The 16,345-nt window shown below is 71.9% G+C and carries 16 protein-coding genes; 3 read left to right on the forward strand and 13 right to left on the reverse strand.

All coding sequences use genetic code 11. From position 1 onward, the window contains the following. Positions 1-111: 111 nt before the first annotated feature. From ACQPWU_RS41005 to ACQPWU_RS41065, 13 genes are all read right to left on the reverse strand, one after another. Positions 112-717: a response regulator transcription factor gene (locus ACQPWU_RS41005; RefSeq protein WP_433431066.1), complete on the reverse strand. Its 606-nt coding sequence runs from the start codon at positions 715-717 to the stop codon at positions 112-114. Beyond that, a complete protein-coding gene (locus ACQPWU_RS41010; protein WP_433431067.1) occupies positions 714-1,787 on the reverse strand; it encodes a sensor histidine kinase in 1,074 nt (357 codons plus the stop codon). The genes ACQPWU_RS41005 and ACQPWU_RS41010 overlap by 4 nt, the downstream gene beginning before the upstream one ends. 9 nt (positions 1,788-1,796) lie before the next feature. Next, positions 1,797-2,486, reverse strand: coding sequence for an ABC transporter permease (locus ACQPWU_RS41015; RefSeq protein WP_433431068.1), 690 nt, complete (start codon positions 2,484-2,486; stop codon positions 1,797-1,799). After that, a complete protein-coding gene (locus ACQPWU_RS41020) occupies positions 2,483-3,397 on the reverse strand; it encodes an ABC transporter ATP-binding protein (protein ID WP_433431069.1) in 915 nt (304 codons plus the stop codon). The genes ACQPWU_RS41015 and ACQPWU_RS41020 overlap by 4 nt, the downstream gene beginning before the upstream one ends. Positions 3,398-3,564: 167 nt before the next feature. After that, positions 3,565-3,984 (reverse strand): hypothetical protein, encoded by a 420-nt coding sequence (locus ACQPWU_RS41025; RefSeq protein WP_433431070.1) that lies wholly within the window; start codon positions 3,982-3,984, stop codon positions 3,565-3,567. A gap of 50 nt (positions 3,985-4,034) precedes the next feature. After that, positions 4,035-4,454, reverse strand: a complete 420-nt coding sequence (locus tag ACQPWU_RS41030) for a hypothetical protein (RefSeq protein WP_433431071.1) — start codon at positions 4,452-4,454, stop codon at positions 4,035-4,037. Positions 4,455-4,486: 32 nt separating this feature from the next. Further along, positions 4,487-5,494 (reverse strand): leucine-rich repeat domain-containing protein, encoded by a 1,008-nt coding sequence (locus ACQPWU_RS41035; RefSeq protein ID WP_433431072.1) that lies wholly within the window; start codon positions 5,492-5,494, stop codon positions 4,487-4,489. A gap of 8 nt (positions 5,495-5,502) precedes the next feature. Then, positions 5,503-7,860, reverse strand: coding sequence for an aerobic carbon-monoxide dehydrogenase large subunit (gene cutA / locus ACQPWU_RS41040; protein ID WP_433431073.1), 2,358 nt, complete (start codon positions 7,858-7,860; stop codon positions 5,503-5,505). Then, entirely contained in the window at positions 7,857-8,333 is a 477-nt protein-coding gene (locus ACQPWU_RS41045; RefSeq protein ID WP_433431074.1) for a (2Fe-2S)-binding protein, read from the reverse strand. The genes cutA and ACQPWU_RS41045 overlap by 4 nt, the downstream gene beginning before the upstream one ends. Beyond that, complete coding sequence (locus ACQPWU_RS41050; protein ID WP_433431075.1) at positions 8,323-9,165, reverse strand: FAD binding domain-containing protein; 843 nt, start codon at positions 9,163-9,165, stop codon at positions 8,323-8,325. Before ACQPWU_RS41050 ends, ACQPWU_RS41045 begins: the two co-directional genes overlap by 11 nt. After that, the gene (locus tag ACQPWU_RS41055; RefSeq protein WP_433431076.1) at positions 9,162-10,574 is read right to left on the reverse strand and encodes a uracil-xanthine permease family protein; all 1,413 of its coding nucleotides are present in this window, start codon (positions 10,572-10,574) and stop codon (positions 9,162-9,164) included. The genes ACQPWU_RS41050 and ACQPWU_RS41055 overlap by 4 nt, the downstream gene beginning before the upstream one ends. Before the next feature lie 163 nt (positions 10,575-10,737). Then, positions 10,738-10,941, reverse strand: coding sequence for an RNA-binding S4 domain-containing protein (locus ACQPWU_RS41060; RefSeq protein WP_433431077.1), 204 nt, complete (start codon positions 10,939-10,941; stop codon positions 10,738-10,740). 10 nt (positions 10,942-10,951) lie between these two features. Then, positions 10,952-12,580, reverse strand: coding sequence for a PucR family transcriptional regulator ligand-binding domain-containing protein (locus ACQPWU_RS41065; protein ID WP_433431078.1), 1,629 nt, complete (start codon positions 12,578-12,580; stop codon positions 10,952-10,954). A 131-nt stretch (positions 12,581-12,711) separates the two neighbouring features. Between ACQPWU_RS41065 and ACQPWU_RS41070 the strand changes: the two genes are divergently transcribed. Genes ACQPWU_RS41070 through ACQPWU_RS41080 form a run of 3 tightly spaced genes read left to right on the forward strand, consistent with a single transcriptional unit; the run spans position 12,712 to position 16,324 of the window. Continuing rightward, the gene (locus tag ACQPWU_RS41070) at positions 12,712-13,575 is read left to right on the forward strand and encodes a DUF2877 domain-containing protein (protein WP_433431079.1); all 864 of its coding nucleotides are present in this window, start codon (positions 12,712-12,714) and stop codon (positions 13,573-13,575) included. Then, positions 13,572-14,927 carry an FdrA family protein gene (locus ACQPWU_RS41075; protein ID WP_433431080.1) on the forward strand — a complete coding sequence of 452 codons (1,356 nt, stop codon included), beginning with the start codon at positions 13,572-13,574 and terminating at the stop codon, positions 14,925-14,927. The genes ACQPWU_RS41070 and ACQPWU_RS41075 overlap by 4 nt, the downstream gene beginning before the upstream one ends. After that, positions 14,924-16,324 carry a DUF1116 domain-containing protein gene (locus ACQPWU_RS41080; protein WP_433431081.1) on the forward strand — a complete coding sequence of 467 codons (1,401 nt, stop codon included), beginning with the start codon at positions 14,924-14,926 and terminating at the stop codon, positions 16,322-16,324. The genes ACQPWU_RS41075 and ACQPWU_RS41080 overlap by 4 nt, the downstream gene beginning before the upstream one ends. Positions 16,325-16,345 lie beyond the last annotated feature (21 nt).

Consider the following 16,345-nt stretch of genomic DNA (forward strand, 5'->3'; position numbering starts at 1 on the left):
CGCCCGATGTGGTCTCCGCGTACAAGGTCTCGATGGGGTGCGCCTTGGTGGCGCCGATGACGGGTGCCGACGCGGACGCGGTGGTGGCCAGGGCGCGCACGTGATGGACGCTCAGAGCCAGCCGTTGGCCTCGGCGATCCGCAGCGCCTCGGCCCGGGTGCCGGCGCCGGTCTTGCCGATGGCCGACGACAGGTGGTTGCGCACGGTCCCGTGCGACAAGTGCAGTGTCCTGGCGATCTGCACCGCCGACGCCCCGCCGGCCGCCGCGCGCAGCGCCTCTCGTTCCCGCTCGGTGAACGGGCTCGCGCCGCTGGCCAGCGATTCGGCGGCCAACGCCGGGTCCACCACGCGCAGGCCGGCGTGCACCCGGCGTACGGCGTCAATGAGCTGCTCGGGCAGTGCGTCCTTGACCACGAAACCGGCCGCGCCCGCCCCCATCGCGCGAGTGAAGTAGCCGGGGCGACCATAGGTCGTGCAGATGACCACGCGGCAGGCCGGCAGCGCGGCCCGCAGCTCGGCGGTCACGGCCAGGCCGTCCCCGTCCGGCATCTGCACGTCGATCAGGGCCACGTCCGGAGTCGTGCGCAGGGCCTCGCGCAGCGCCTCCGCGCCGGATCCGGCCTGGGCGACGACCTCGATGTCGCGTTCGAGGGCGAGCATGGCCGCCAGCGCGCCACGTACCAGCGCCTGGTCGTCGGCGACCAGCACCCGGATCACGGCAGCGCCGCCATCAGCCGGAACCCACCACCGGGCAGCGGCCCGGCCTCCAGCCGGGCGCCGACCTCGGCCAGCCGCTCCCTCAGCCCCGTCAGGCCGTTGCCCGGCGGCGCGGGCTCGGCACGCCCGTCGTCGCGCACCTCCAGCCAGGACGGACCCAGCCGCACCTCGCACCGGGTGGCCCGGCTGTGGCGGATGACGTTGGTCACGCCCTCGCGCAGCACGTACGCGAACGGCTCCCGCAGCCCCTCCGGCACCTTTTCCACAGCCTGCGGCAGCACCGCCGAGATGCCCGCCGCCTGAAGCGCGGCCCGGGCCCCCGCCAGCTCGGCAGCAAGCGACACCCGCCGGTAACCGGACAGCGTGGCGCGGATCTCGCCCAACGCCTGCCTGGACAGCCGCTCGGCGTCGCGGACCTCGGCGAGCCCCCGGGCGGGATCGTCTCCCACCTCAAAGAGCCGCCGCGCCAGGCCCAGCTTCGCCGTGATCGCAGTGAGACCGTGACCGAGCACGTCGTGCAGGTCTCTGGCGACCCGGTTCCGTTCCTCTGCCGCCGACAGCGCCGCGATCCGTGCGTTGGCCTCGCGCAGCATGATGACGGTCCGCACCAGCAGGAACAACATCCCGGTGGTCAGCGTCACCAGGCCCAGCGTCACCGGCACCGAGTGGCCGGGCCAGGTGATCAGCGCCGTGGAGGCCGTGGTGACCAGGCCCAACGGCACGCCCCATCGCAGCGGCAGCAGCACGATCCCCACCAGCACCGCGTAGGCGAGCTGGGCCAGCTGTGAGAGGTCACCGGCGGTCAACGCGATCACCGGGCCGGTGCCGTACAGGCAGGCCACCAGCAGCCACCGGGCCCGCGGGCCGGCGTGGATGCCGGCGACGAAAGCCGTCACATAAGCGCCCGCGTAGACCACCACGGCTGTGACCACCACAGCCGTGGGGTGCCCGAGGACCGGCTCGGCCAGCCACACCAGGAACGCCGCCGGCAGCAGCGCGCCGGTGACCCTCTTGACCGCACCGCTGGGACGTTCCCAGACAGGCCACGCTTTGAGGTCAACAACGTGCACGTGGCCACCCTAACGGTCGCCGCCGCGCCGGTACCGTGCCATGACGGCGGCGGCCAGCGCCACCGTGTACCCGCCCAGCACCAGCACCGCCGTCCCCAGTTCCCCGCCGTGGCCGACGGCGGCCAGCCAGTAGCTCGGCAGCACGCGGGCCAGGTCGGCCAGCCAGCCGGGGAACTGAGTGACCGGAATCCACAGCCCACCGGCCAGGCTCAGCGTCAGCATCGACCCCATCGAGTACGCCTGGACGTTCTGACCGGTGGCGACCTGCCCGATCAGCAGCCCCAGCACGGCGAACGGCAAGGTGGCCAGCCACACGCCCGCCACCGCCTGGAGCCAGCCGCCCACCGGCAGCCGCACCCCCTGAACGACCGCGCCCGCCAGCGCGACCGCGACGATCGGCGGCAGCGCCACCATCATGGAGACCACGGCCTTGGCCGCCAGATAGGTCGGCGGCGACAGTGGGGTCAGCCGCAGCTGCCGCTGCCACCCGGCCGTGCGCTCGGTCGCCACGCGGGCGCCGGTGGAGATCGCCGCCATCAACGCGCCGTATGCGGCCATCCCCGACATCAGGTACGTCGAGCCGGTCGAGCCATACAGGCTGCCCTCGATGAGGAGCAGCGCCACCGGCATCCCCAGCGTGACGATGAGGAACGCCGGCGCCCGCAGGGTCCGCCTGATCTCCAGCGCCAGGAAGGTCATCGCTGCTCTCCCGTCAACGCCAGGAACGCCTGCTCCAGCCCCGCCGCCGCCACCTCGACGTCGTAGGCCTGCGGGAACGCCGTCAGCAGCGCCCGCAGCGCCGCATCGGAATCGGAGCAGACCAGTTCGGCACGCTCGCCCCGCAGCTCCGCCCGGCTCACCCCGGGCAGCGCTCCGAGCTCCCCGGCCTGGGCGAAGGGCACGGCCGCCCGCAGCACCCGCCCGGCCGCCGACGCCGCGACCTGCGCCACCGAGCCGTCGGCGGCCACCTTCCCCGAACGCATGAGCACCACCCGGTCGGCGAACTCCTCGGCCTCGCGCAGGTAGTGCGTGGCGAACAGCACCGTCCTGCCGGCGCCGGCGAACTCCCGCATCGCCGTCCAGAACTCCTGCCGCGCCCCGACGTCCATCGCTGCGGTCGGCTCGTCCAGGACCAGCAGGTCCGGCTCTGACACCAGCGCCAAAGCGAACCGCACCCGCTGCTTCTGCCCGCCCGACAGCCTGGCCGAGCGCCGCCCCGCGAGGTCCTCGATCCCGGCCCGGCGCAGCGCCTCGCGCACCGGCAGCGCACGGCGGTGCAGCGAGGCCGCCATGGCCAGCATCTCGGCCACGGTCGCGTCCTCCAGCAGCGTCCCCTCCTGCAGCATCGCCCCGACCGCGCCCTTGCGGATCGCGGTCTCGGGCGGGTCGCCGAAGATCTCGACCTTGCCCTCGTCGGGGGCGGTCAGCCCCAGCATCATCTCCACGGTTGTCGACTTGCCCGCGCCGTTCGGTCCGAGCAGTGCCACGACCTCGCCTGCCGCCAGCGTCAGGTTCACGCCGTCCACGGCCCGGACCTGTCCGTACGACTTACGCAGCGCACACAGCCGGATGGCGTCCACGGCCACCGGCGGATCCATCGTTGTTCTCACGGGATTCAGCGTCGCGGGCCGGCCCTCCGGCTTCCCATAACAGATGTCACCGGGCGGCCATGACACCTGTCACGCATCGCTCGCCGGGTCGATGGCCGGGGTGGCTCCGGGGTCGAGGAACACGGGAACAGCCGTTGGCCCGGAGATCGAGGCCGCTGGAACGGGGGTCAACCGATCGTCCTCATCTGCCTCGTCCGGTGGTCGGTGAGGTGGAGGTCGCCGCCGAGCCGCTCCTTGAGCAGGTCGAGCACCTTGCGGCTGGACAGCACCGTCCAGAGCTTTCCGACCAGGTGCGGGTTGTACTCGGGGGCGGCGTCCATCCAGGCGTCCTTGCCGGCCTGGGTCTTGAACGTCGTGACGAAGAACTCGCCATCGGCGGTCTTGCAGTAGCCGGTACGGATCTCCGAGGCGTTGACCTGCATCTTCGGCTTGCAGCCGACCTTGGCGGACAGCTGCTCGACGGTGAGGGGGGCGGCGTTGCCCTGCTTTCCGGCTGCTGCGACATAGCCGCCGCCGCTCCCTGAGGAACAGCCGGCGACCAGTCCGGCCAGCAGCGCGAAAGCGGCCAGACGTGGAAGTGTCGTCATGTGCGGAGGTACGCAGGCCCCCCAGCCCCGGTTCAGCCCATACCGTTTGGTTACTTCGGCGCCGGCGTCTGGGAGACCCTGTGGTCCATCAGGTGCAGGTCGCCGCTGAGCGGCTCCTTCAGCTGCTCCAGCACCTCGAGCGGCCCCAGCACGGTCCAGCGGGGGCCGACGAGGTGCGGGTTGTACTCAGGCGCGCGGTCCATCCACTCGTCCTTGAGCTTCTCGCTGGCGAACGTGTTGACGAAGAACCGGCCGACCTTCGTCTTGCAGTAGCCGGTACGCAGGTCGGCGGCGTCGACCTGCATCTTCGGCTTGCAGCCGACCTTGGCGGACAGCTGCTCCACGGTCAGGGGCGCGGCGGTCTTCTGGGTGTCGCCCGCTGCGGCGTAGTCGCCCCAGCCCCCTGAGGAGCAGCCGGCGACCAGCCCGGCCAGCAGCGCGAAAGCGGCCAGACGTGGAAATGTCGTCATGTGCGGAGGTACGCACCGAAAATCGCCTCGGTTCAGCGGAGGATGACGCAACCCTGATCGCGGAGACGTCGCAGCACCTCGGGCTCGCCGTCGAGCTTGTTCCAGCGCAGATCGAGCTTCTCCAGCGGGGGCAGCACCGAAGGCAGCTCCCGCAGCCGGTTGTTGCGCAGGTCGAGGTGCCTGAGCCCGGGCGGCAGCGTGTCCGGCAGCTCGCGCAGCCGGTTGTTGCGCAGGTCGAGCACGCGCAGCTCGCCCAGCTCGGCGATCGACGCGGGCAGCCGGGCCAGCCGGTTGCCCTGCGCGTGCAGCTCCCGCAGCCGCCGCAGCCCGCCGATGGACTCCGGCAGCGACTCCAGCCGGTTGTTGTACAGCCGCAGCTCCACCAGCGAGGCCATCCGCCCGATGGACTCGGGCAGCCGGGTCAGCTGGTTGTCGGTGAGGTTGAGGTACGCGAGCCGCCCCAGCCGCCCGATCGAATCCGGCACCTCGGCGAGCAGGTTGTCGCTCAGGTACAGGTAGTCGGTGAGATCCAGGTCGCCGAGCTCGGGCGGGACGGAGGCGAGCCGGTTGTGCCCGAGGTCGAGCATGCGCAGCCGGGTCAGCCCGCCGATCGCGGCCGGGACCTCGGTGAGCGCGTTCTCGGCCAGGTTGAGCGACTCCAGCCCGGTCAGCTTCCACAGGGAGGCCGGCACGCCGGTCAGCCCGTTCCCGCCGGCCGCGAGGTGCCGCAGGCGGGGGCTCAGCCGGTCGGGGATCGCGCCGACGCGGTTGCCGTACAGGAAGAGGACCTCCAGGTACGGCGGGCAGCGCGGGAACGACGTCAGCTCGTTCCCGTCCAGGTGCAGCGCCCGCAGCGCGGTCAGCCCCGAGAGGTCGGGCAGCGAGCGCAGCCGGTTGCCGTCGAGCCTGAGCTCCTCGAGCGCGACGAGCCCGGCCACCCGGTCAGGGACCTCGGAGATGTCGTTCCAGGCCAGGTCGATCAGCCGGACGTCGTCGGGGACGGCGGGGAAGGAGGTCAGACCGGTAGCAGGCGCACGCATGCGGACGATCATCCCATGCGGGAGCGCAGGTCGAAGAGCTCGGACGGGGAGATGGGCATGCGGTCGATCGCGATGCCCTCGGCGTCCTCGATGGCCGAGGCGATGACCGCGGAGACGGGGATCACGCCGGCCTCGCCCGCGCCCTTGATGCCGAGCGGGTTGAGCGGCGAGGGTGTCTCCAGGTGGGCGGTCTCGATGCGCGGGATCTCGGTGGCGTACGGCATGAGGAAGTCCATGAAGGAGGCGTTCACGAGCTGGCCGTGCGGGTCGTACACCATACGCTCGTAGAGGGCCCCGCCGATGCCCTGCGCCACTCCCCCGTGGATCTGGCCCTCCACGATCATGGGGTTGATCAGCCGGCCGCAGTCGTGCACGACCACGTACCGCACCACCTTGATCTCGGCGGTCTCCGGGTCGGTCTCGACGATCGCCGCGTGCATGCCCGACGCGAACGTGGACCTGATCGGCGAGTAGTAGTCGCGCCCCTCCAGCCCCGGTTCCTCACCCTCGGCTACCGGCGGCCGGTCGGGAGAGGCGGTGCCGGAGAACTGGGTCGCCTTCGCGGTCTCGTCGTCGAAGGCGTAGCGCAGCGGATTGGCCAGCACCGCCACCGTGGACAGCGGGATGGAGGCGGTCGGCGCGCCCATGACGTGCACCATCCCGTCGGTGATCTCCAGGTCGGCCGGGTCGGCCTCCAGCGCGTCGGCGGCGATCCGCAGCGCCTTCTCGCGTACTTTCCTGCAGGCCAGCGCGATGGCGTTGCCGCTGACGACGGCCGCGCGCGAGGCGAACGTGCCCACCGCGTAACCGAACCTGCGGGTGTCGCCGGTCACCACGCTCACCCGCTCGATCGGCACGCCCAGCTCGGTGGCGGCGATCTGCGCGAACACGGTCTCGTGCCCCTGCCCCTGCGAGGTGAGCCCGGTGGACACGTGCACCCGCCCGTCGGAGGTCACCTGCACGTGCCCGCCCTCGTACGGCCCCACGCCGGTGCCCTCGACGTAGCACCCGATGCCGATGCCCCTGCCCGGCCGCCTGTCGAAGGAGTCCCAGCCGATCAGCTCCTTGACCATGCGGAGCATCTCCGGGTAGTTGCCGCTGTCGTAGATCAGCGGCCGCCCGTCCTGGAACGTCATCCCCTGGTCGTACGGGAACTCGTCGGGCCCGATGAAGTTGACCTCGCGCACCTCGGTCCGGTCCTTTCCGAGGTACCCGGCGATCTTGTCCATGGTCCGCTCCATGCAGAACACGCCCTGCGGCCTGCCGGCTCCCCGGTAGGGCGTGACCTGCACGGTGTTGGTGTAGACGGCGGTGAACTCGACCCGGTAGGCCCCGATCTTGTACGGGCCCAGGAGCTGCGTCGAGGTGACGATCGGCACGATGATGCCGTAGGGCGTGTAGGCGCCGTGGTCGTGCAGGATCGTCACGTCCAGGCCGAGGACCCGGCCGTCGTCGTCGAAGCCGGCCCGGACGTACTGCACCTGGCCGCGCTCATGGGCGGATGAGACGAAGTGCTCCCTGCGGTCCTCGGTCCACTTGATCTCGCGCCCGAGCGTCATGGCCGCCCACGGCACCAGCACCTCCTCGGGCCACGGGTGCACGATCTTCACTCCGAAGCCGCCGCCCACGTCGGGCGCGATCACCTCGACCTGCGGCAGCGGCAGCTCGAGCGCGGCGGCCACGGCCATGCGGACGCTGGTGGAGGTCTGGGTGCTGGAGTAGACGCGCAGGTCCCTGCCGTCCCAGCGGGCGTACACGCCGCGTCCCTCCAGGGGCATGCTGGCGCTGCGCTCTATGTCGAGCCGGAAGGCCAGCGTGTGCGGCGCCGTCTCGATCGCCTCCCGCGCGCCGCGCCCGTCGGCCCCGGCGACCTCCTGGACGAGATGCGCGCCGACGTTGCCCGGCACGTCCTCGTGTACGAGCTGGGCGCCCTGCACCGCCTCCTCCAGGCCGACGACCGGCTTGAGCAGCTCGTAGTCGACCTCGATGAGCGCGCAGGCGTCCTCTGCCGCGTACCTGTCGGTGGCCACGACCATGACCACCGGCTCGCCGACGTGCCTGACGACGTCCCTGGCCAGCGGGTACGCCGTGCGCCCGTGCGTGAGCGCCGGGTGCGGGATCAGCAGCGGCAGCGCCCTGCCGACCCGTTCGGGCACGTCCTCCCAGGTGTAGATGGCGACCAGCCCCTCCACGTCGAGCGCGGGGGCCACGTCGATGTCGCGGATGCGGGCGTGCGCGTGCGGCGAGCGCACGAACGCGGCGGCCAGCGCGCCGGGCCCGAGGTCGTCGAGGTAGCGGCCCTGCCCGGTGAGCAGCCGGGGATCCTCCCGCCGCTGCACGGACTCCCCGAACAGCCTCGTCGTCATGCTTCCTCCGCCAGCAGCTCGGCGGCCCGGTGGACGGCCTTGACGATGTTCTGGTAGCCGGTGCACCGGCACAGGTTGCCGGAGATGCCCTCGAGCACCTCCTCGTCCGTGGGCGCCGGGTTGTCCCGCAGCATGGCGGTCACCGTGCACAGGAACCCCGGTGTGCAGAACCCGCACTGCAGCCCGTGGCACTCGGCGAACGCCCGCTGCACCGCCGACATCGAGGCGCTCGTGGCCAGCCCTTCCACGGTGGTGATCTCGGAACCGTCCACGGTGACCGCGAACGTCAGGCACGACCGTACCGGCTCTCCGTCGAGCAGCACGGTGCAGCAGCCGCAGACGCCGTGCTCGCAGCCGACGTGGGTGCCGGTCAGGCCGAGGTCGTGGCGCAGGCAGTCGGACAGCAGGCGGCGGGCGGGCACGCGGACCCGCCTCGCGGTGCCGTTCACGACGAGCGTGATCTCATGCTCCACGGGACCCTGCCTCTCTGGGGGCCTCTCTGGTCGCGTTCCGCAGCGCCCGCTCGGCCAGCACGCCCACGAGCTGGCGGCGGTAGGCGGCCGACGCATGGATGTCGCCCTCCGGTTCGACCCGTTCCCGTACGACTCGCGCCACGTCGGCGGGGCTGCCGGTCACGTCCACGACGACCGGCACGGGGCCGACGCCGATGCAGGCGACCTTGGCGGCTTCGACGTGGCCGTCCTCGTCGAGCGTGACGACGGCGCAGACCCCCGCCAGCGCGTAGTCGCCGTGCCGCCTGGCCACCTCTTCGAATGCTGCCCCGGTACGCGCGCCCAATGCCGGGAAATATGCCGACACGGCCAGCTCGCCCGGCTGGACCGCCGACTCCATGGGGCCGACGAAGAACTCCTCCGCGCCCACATCGCGTGCCGGCCCGTCCCAGCGGGCCACCCGTACGGAGCCGCCCAGCACGGCCAGCACCGCGGGCAACTCGGCGGCCGGGTCGGCGTGCACGAGGCTGCCCACCACGGTCCCCCGGTTCCTGATCACGGGATGCGCGACCAGCTTGAGCGCCCTGGTGAGCAGCGGATGCGCCTCGGCCCGCTCCACCTGCGCGTGCCTGACGGCGGCCCCCACCCGGACACCGTCCTCCGTCGCCTCCATGACCTGCAGCTCCTGGAGGCGATTGATGTCGACGAGATGCGCGGGAGCCGCCAGCCGCATGTTCATCATGGGAATGAGACTCTGCCCCCCGGCCAGCACCTTCCCGCCCACCTCCGCGAGCGTCCGGAGCGCCTCGCCGAGATCGCGGGGAGCGTGGTACTCGAACGGCGCCGGCTTCACCCGGCCTCGCTCCTGACCGGCTCGGCGCGGCGGCCGGCGATGGCCCGGAGCAGGTGGTATCCACCCAGCACCACGATGGTGCCGAGCGCGATGCCCTCCAGGGTGAAGTCGCCGCCGACGAAGTGGCTCACAGGTCCGATGGCCAGAATGATGCCCGCACCGATGGGAACCATGTTCACGGGATCGGCGAAGTCCACCCTGTTCTCGATCCAGATCTTGGCGCCGAGCAGCCCGATCATCCCGTACAGGATGACGGTGACGCCGCCGAGCACGCCGCCCGGCGTGGCCGCGACGAGCGCGCCGAACTTGGGACAGAGGCCGAAGAGGATGGCGATGACGGCGGCGATGTAGTAGGCGGCGGTCGAATAGACCTTGGTGGCGGCCATGACGCCGATGTTCTCGGCGTAGGTGGTGGTGGGCGACCCGCCGACCGCGCTGGCGACCATGGTGCCCACGCCGTCGGCCACCACGGCGCGGCCCACGTACGGGTCGACGTCGGCCCCGGTCATCTCGCCGACGGCCTTGACGTGCCCGATGTTCTCCGCGATGAGCGCGATGACGGCGGGCAGCACCAGCAGCACGGCCGAGGTCTTGAAGTCGGGAGCGTGGAAGTCCGGCACCCCGATCCACTCCGCCTTCGCCACGGAATCGAAGCTCACCCGATCGTGCGGGAAGGCCGTGGCCACGCAGTACGTGCCCTCGACCGGGCAACTGGCCCCGGCGGCGTCGCGCAGATTGGTGCCCGGCAGCACGGAGGTGATGGGCCCGGCCGCTTTGTCGAGCACCCACGAGAGCACGAACCCGGCGATCAGCCCGATCAGGATCCCGATGCGCCCGATGAACCCCTTGAAGAGCACGATCACCAGGAACGTGATCAGCATCGTGACCAGGGCGACCCAGTGGTCCTGCGGCCAGTAGACGTCCGCCACCACGTACGCCAGCCCGAACCCGATCAGCATCACGACCGCGCCGGTGACGACGGGAGGGAAGACGCGGTGGATGATCTGCACGCCGAGGAAGTGGATGGCCAGCCCGGCCAGCGCGAGCACGAACCCGGCGACCAGGATGGCGCCGGTCACGATCGCGTCCGCGCCCGCGGTGTCGCCGCCCGCCGCCGCCCTGATGGCGAACACCCCGCCGACGAAGGACGCGCTGGTGCCGAGATAGCTGGGCACCCTGCCCTTCACGATCAGCAGGAACAGGATCGTCGCGACGCCTGACATCATCACGGCGACGTTCGGATCCAGCCCCATCACCAGGGGGAAGACGAACGTCGCGCCGAACATCGCGATCACGTGCTGCGCCCCGAACCCCACCATCCTGGGCCAGCTCAGCCGCTCGTCGGGCCTGACCACCTCTCCGGGCGCCAGGTGCTTGCCGTCACCGTGTCTGGTCCATCCCAAAACCATGAGAGCCCCTCTTGTACTGGGCGTTGCGCTGGGCCGGCGGCACGTTCCGTTGCGGGCACATTAGGCCCGCCGCGACGGTGCTACACGGGCATGATCTGCCAAATCTGCGCCGGGGGCCAGTGAAATCCTCGCGCATACGAGATCGGCTCGGGTGTGAGCCGCGCTACTCGACCCGGATCGAGAAGCCCTCCCCGCTCACCACCTGTCCCGACCGGATCTTGGCCCGCTTGCGCAGCTCCACCTCGCCGTCCACCAGCACAAGACCCTCGGCGATCAGGTGCTTGGCCATCCCGCCCGTCTCCGTGATCCCGCAGTACTTCAGCAGGTCACACAGCGGGATGTACTCGGAGCGCAGTTCGAATTCCACAGGCCCAACCCTAGATCCCCCGCATCCGCAGCACGTGCAGGGCCAGCGTGAGGTTGAGGCGCAGGTGGGGGTCGTCGGTGAAGTTGCCGAGCAGGCGCTCCAGCTTGCCGATCCGGTAGCGCAGCGTGTTGTAGTGGAAGTGCAGCCGCCGGGCCGTCTCCGCCACGTTGAGGTTGGTCTCCAGGAGCACCTGCAGGGTGCGCCGGAGGTCGGCGTTCTCGGCGTCGTCGTCGGAGGCCAGCGGCCCGAGCGTCTCGCGAACGAACGCGTGCAGCTCCTCCGTGTCGTTCACCAGGGACAGCAGGCGGTATACCCCGAGCTGGTCGAAGTGGGCGACCGCGCCGGGGCCGTGGAGCTGGCGGCCCACCCGGGCCGCCTTCAGAGCCTGCGAGTACGCCTCCGGCAGCGTCTCCGCCCCCGGGCTCGGCCGGGAGGTGCCGGTGGAGAACGTCGCGGGCGGCACGTCGGCGAAGGCCGAGGCCGCGTCCTTGGCCACCCGGGTGGCGTCGATCGAGGCGTCCAGCACGGCCACCACCTCGTGCGAGAAGCCCGCGACCGCCCCGCGCGGGTCGTGCCGCCGCATCGCCGCCGTCCAGCACGCCACCAGCCGGTCCTGCGCGCTGCGCTCGTCGCCGTCCGGGTCCAGCTCGGCCACCAGCACGGTCACCGGGCGCGACAGATCCCATCCGAACGCCCGCGCCCTGGCCGTGACCCGCTCCGCCGTGCCCGCCCGGCCGGTGAGCACGTCGCGCAGGAAGTCGGCGCGGTACTTGCTCTCGACGGCGTTGACCGCCTCCTGCCGCGTCACGACGAGCGCGGCGACGGTGGCGGCGCGTTCGAGAATGCCGACGTCGCTGTCCCTGATCGCCCCGGACGGGCTGTAGGCGACGATCCTCCCGTGGTGATGGCCTCCGGCGAGCACAGGCACCGAGGCGAAGGATCGAGCCCGCCCCGACGACGACGGGCGGGACGGGCCGTCTGCGGCGGGCGTACGGGGCGGGCCTTCGCGGGAGATCGACTCGCGCAGGACCGCCACGTGTTCGGCGGGGCCCGCGACGGCCAGGACGCGGCCGGAGCCGTCCACGGCCGCCACCGACACGTCGAGCAGCTGCGCCACCTCGGCGGTCACCTCGTTGAGCCCGCCACCCGCCAGCACCACGTGGACGAGCGCCCGGTGGGCCTCCTCGGCGCGGGCGAGCACGGCGGCCTGGCGGTTCAGGATGTCCGTCAGCACCTGGTTGAGGATGTCGTCGAACCCGACGTTGTTCGGCAGCAGGATGAGCGGGAAGCCGAGCCGGTCGGCCTGCTCGACCATCTCGTCGGGCAGCTCGTCCACGTATCGCCCGAGCTTGATCGCCAGCGCCGCCAGCCCGCGCTCGTCCAGGTCGGCAACCAGCCGGCCGAGCGACTGCGGCGTGTTGCGCAGCGGGTAGCCCGTGGTGAGCAGCAGCTCGTGCGGCTTGACCCAGGCCAGGATGTCGGGCACTTCCATGACGTTCAACCGCTGGACAATGCGGCTCAGCCCGCTATCCCCCGCTATCAGCCTGGCCTCGGCGAGAGTGGAGACGCCGAGCACCTCTCCTACGGAAACACCGTGAATGATCGTCCCGGTGCTGGCGAGACGGACGGGGGGTTCCATATGGACGATTGTGACTCCAGAAACCGTCTGTCAGGAAGAGCCAACCTTCCCGCTGACTGTTGGCAAATTTACCCGTACGGAGGGTTCCCGACCCGTTCTACGGTCAGGTCCAAGGTCGGATGGGAGGCCAGGTGACCGTCAGTACTCACACGAGGCGTGCCCGCATCCACGTCACGGGGGCGGCCAGCACGGCGGTGCGCCCCGTCCTGGAGTCGCCGCGCCGCCCCGCCCGCGTGCTCGCCGCGTTCCCCGCGGGCGTGTATCTCGAGGTCAGGACCGACCTGGAGCCTTCGGTGATCGCCGTCATCACGGGCGCGGCCACGCGGCTGCCCAACTCCGTGCTGCTGGCCACCCAGCTGCCGCATGTCACGGTGGGCGAGGAGGCCTCGGTGGGCGAGCGCACCATCGAGCTGGGCCCGCTGAGCCTGAGCGTCCGCCGCTGGTGGGACCCCGCCCCGCCGCTGGGCCAGATCGATCGGGTATGCCTCGAGCGGGCCACCGCCCGCCTGAGCCACCCGCCGGACCCTCCGCAACCAGGCCTGGTGGGCAACGGCGCCGTCGAGTTGCTGGCCGACAGCTGCGCGAAGGGATGGCTGCTGGGAGCGGTGACGGCGGCCGAGCAGCTCGTGGGTCTCGGGCCCGGGCTCACGCCGAGCGGTGACGACGTCCTGGCGGGCCTGCTGGTGACGCTGCGCCACCTGGGCGCGGCCGCCGGGGCCGAACGGGCGGTCTGGCTGGCCGACTGGCTGGCGGCGACCGTGACGTTCGACGCACGCACACGTACCACTCCCATCTCGGCCACGCTCCTGCACTGCGCCGCCAGGGGGGAGGCCAGTCCCGAGGTGACCGCGGTGCTGCGTGGCATCGCCGGCGGGCAGTCGCTCGAGCCGGCCCTGCGCCATCTCCGCCGCCTCGGCCACACCTCGGGCGCCGACCTCGCCCAGGGCATCGCCATCGGCGTGGCCGCGGTCCTGGCTCTGAGCGGGCCCCGATGAGCACGGACACGGTGCTGGTACGGAAAGGCGCGTACCACGATTCCGTCTCCCTCATGCGCATAAGTCGCGCGTTGACCGAAATGTCGGGCGTGGAGGCGGCCATGGTCGCCATGGCCACCGAACTGAACCTCGGCATCCTCCGCGACCTGGGCTTCACCGTTCCAGACGCCGGCCCGGGCGACCTCCTCGTAGCCGTACGCGCCCACGACACCAAGGCCGCCGTCGAGGAGGCCGAGCGCCGGCTGACCGCCGTGGACCGCCCCGAGAGCGACCCGACGGAACAGCCGCCGCTCACCACCCGCTCGGCCACCAGGACCGGGGCCGACCTGGTGCTCGTGTCGACCCCCGGCGAGTACGCCTTCGCCGAGGCCCAGGACGCCATCCACGCCGGGCTCCCCGTCATGATCTTCAGCGACGGCGTCCCCGTGGCCCAGGAACGCCGCCTGAAGGAGCTCGCGGAGACCAGGGACGTCCTCGTGATGGGCCCCGACTGCGGCACCGCCGTGATCGGCGGCGTCGGCCTGGGCTTCGCGAACGTCCTCAGCCCCGGCCCCGTCGGCGTCGTGGCCGCGTCCGGCACCGGCGCCCAGCAGGTGACGTGCCTGCTCGACTGGGCGGGCACCGGCGTCAGCCACGTGCTGGGCGTGGGCGGCAGGGATCTGTCGGCCGAGGTGGGCGGCCTGTCCACGCTGCGTGCCCTGCGCATGCTGGACGAGGACCCGGCCACTGAGCTGATCGTGCTCATCTCCAAGCCGCCTTCCCCCGAGGTGGCGCGGACCGTGCGGGAATCGGTGGAGCGGCTGCGCACGCCGGTGCTGTTCGCGCTGCTCCCTGAAGTCGACCTGACGGAGGCGACCGAGCGGGCCCTGCGCGCGCTCGGCAGGCCCGTGCCCGAGTGGCCGTCCTGGCCCGCGTGGTCGGGGAAGCAGAGCCGGGCCAAGACCATCAAGGGCGTCTACTCCGGCGGGACGCTCAGCGCGGAGGCCGCGCTGGTCGCCGGCCGTGCCGGCTCGGCAGGGGGCGACTTCGTCGACTACGGCGACGACGCCTACACCAGGGGGCGGGCGCACCCCATGATCGACCCGACCCTCCGCGTCGAGGCGCTCGCCCGCGCTCATGAGACCGATCTGGTGCTCATGGACGTCGTGCTCGGCCACGGCGCCGACCCCGACCCCGCCGCCTCACTGGCCCACGCCGTCGCCCGTACCCCCGCCACCGTCGTGATCGCCCTCATCGGCACCGAGGGCGACCCTCAGGACCTGCACCGGCAGGCCGCCGCCTTCCGGGAGGCGGGCGCGGCCGTGTTCACGTCCAACGCCCAGGCCGCCAGGCACGCCAGGAGCCTCCTTTGAGCCTGCTCACTGCCCAATCATCGGCCGAATCATCCGCTGGGCCCCGAGTCATCACGGTCGGCGCGGGCCTGCTGGACGAGGCGCTCAGGGCGCAGGCCGTCCAGACCACCCCCGTCAGCTGGCGACCGCCCCTGCCCGGCACCGCCGAGGCCCTGGCCACGGTGCTCGCCGACCCGCGCAGGCAGGCCGCCAACGAGCTGGCCGTGAGCAGGCTGACCTCCGCCCGGCCGCACCTGGTGGGGGTTCGGCGGGCGTCGGAGGTCCTCGAGGAGGGGACGTTCCTGCACGCGGGCCCGCCCATCACCTGGGAGCGCGCCTCGGGCCCGATGCGCGGCGCGCTGATCGGCGCGATGCTGCTCGAGGGCCTGGCGGACGACGAGCACGACGCCGGGCGCAGGCTGGCGGCCGGCGAGATCACGCTGCGGCCGTGCCACGAGCACGCCACCGTGGGCCCGATGGCGGGCGTGGTGAGCCCGTCCATGTGGTTGTTCGAGGTGCGCGACGACGAGCACGGCGGCACCGCGTACTGCTCGCTGAACGAGGGCCTGGGCAAGGTCCTCAGGTACGGCGCCTACGGACCTGAGGTGCTGGAGCGGCTGCGCTGGATGGAAGCGGTGCTCGGCCCCGCGCTGAAGGCGACGCTGGAGCGCACGGGGCCCATCGACCTGCGCTCGCTGATCGCGCAGGCCCTGCAGATGGGCGACGAGCTGCACAACCGCAACCGCGCCGCCACCTCGCTCCTGCTGCGCGAGCTGGCCCCCACTGTGGTCGAGGCCGTCCCCGGCGACGCCTCCGAGGTCCTGCGCTTCATCAACGGCAACGACCACTTCTTCCTCAACCCCGCCATGGCCGCCGCCAAGGTCAGCACCGACGCGGCCCGCGACGTGCCCGGCTCCTCCCTGGTCGTCGCCATGGCCAGGAACGGCACCGACTTCGGCGTCCAGGTCTCCGGGCTGGGCGGTCGCTGGTTCACCGGGCCCGCCGGCGTGCCCGACGGGCTCTATCTGGGCACGTACGGGCCGGACGACGCCAACCCGGACATCGGCGACTCCACGATCACCGAGACGTCGGGGCTGGGCGGGTTCGCGATGGCGGCCTCGCCGGCCATCGTGCGGTTCGTGGGCGGCGAGGTGGCCGACGCGGTGCGGGCCACCCGCTCCATGTACGAGATCACGCTCGCCGAGCATCCCGCCTACCAGATCCCGGGGCTCGGCTTCCGCGGCACGCCCGTCGGAATAGACATCACGCTCGTCGCCAGGACCGGCCTGCTGCCCGTGGTCAACACCGGCATCGCGGGCCGCGTCGCGGGGACGGGGCAGGTGGGCGCCGGCCTGGTCAAACCGCCGGTGGAGGCGTTCACGGCCGCCTTGCTGGCGCTCGCCGAGCAAGCCATTTGAACGCTGACATATCAGCAGGTC

Source organism: Nonomuraea sp. CA-141351 (assembly GCF_050944675.1).
GTDB lineage: Bacteria > Actinomycetota > Actinomycetes > Streptosporangiales > Streptosporangiaceae > Nonomuraea.

Excerpts from the sequence above, each read along its gene's own strand:
- ACQPWU_RS41015 (WP_433431068.1), bottom strand. The coding sequence starts at position 2,486 with ATGACCTTCCTGGCGCTGGAGATCAGGCGGACCCTGCGGGCGCCGGCG.
- ACQPWU_RS41025 (WP_433431070.1), bottom strand. The coding sequence starts at position 3,984 with ATGACGACACTTCCACGTCTGGCCGCTTTCGCGCTGCTGGCCGGACTG.
- ACQPWU_RS41030 (WP_433431071.1), bottom strand. The coding sequence starts at position 4,454 with ATGACGACATTTCCACGTCTGGCCGCTTTCGCGCTGCTGGCCGGGCTG.
- ACQPWU_RS41035 (WP_433431072.1), bottom strand. The coding sequence starts at position 5,494 with ATGCGTGCGCCTGCTACCGGTCTGACCTCCTTCCCCGCCGTCCCCGAC.
- cutA (WP_433431073.1), bottom strand. The coding sequence starts at position 7,860 with ATGACGACGAGGCTGTTCGGGGAGTCCGTGCAGCGGCGGGAGGATCCC.
- ACQPWU_RS41055 (WP_433431076.1), bottom strand. The coding sequence starts at position 10,574 with ATGGTTTTGGGATGGACCAGACACGGTGACGGCAAGCACCTGGCGCCC.
- ACQPWU_RS41065 (WP_433431078.1), bottom strand. The coding sequence starts at position 12,580 with ATGGAACCCCCCGTCCGTCTCGCCAGCACCGGGACGATCATTCACGGT.
- ACQPWU_RS41075 (WP_433431080.1), top strand. The coding sequence starts at position 13,572 with ATGAGCACGGACACGGTGCTGGTACGGAAAGGCGCGTACCACGATTCC.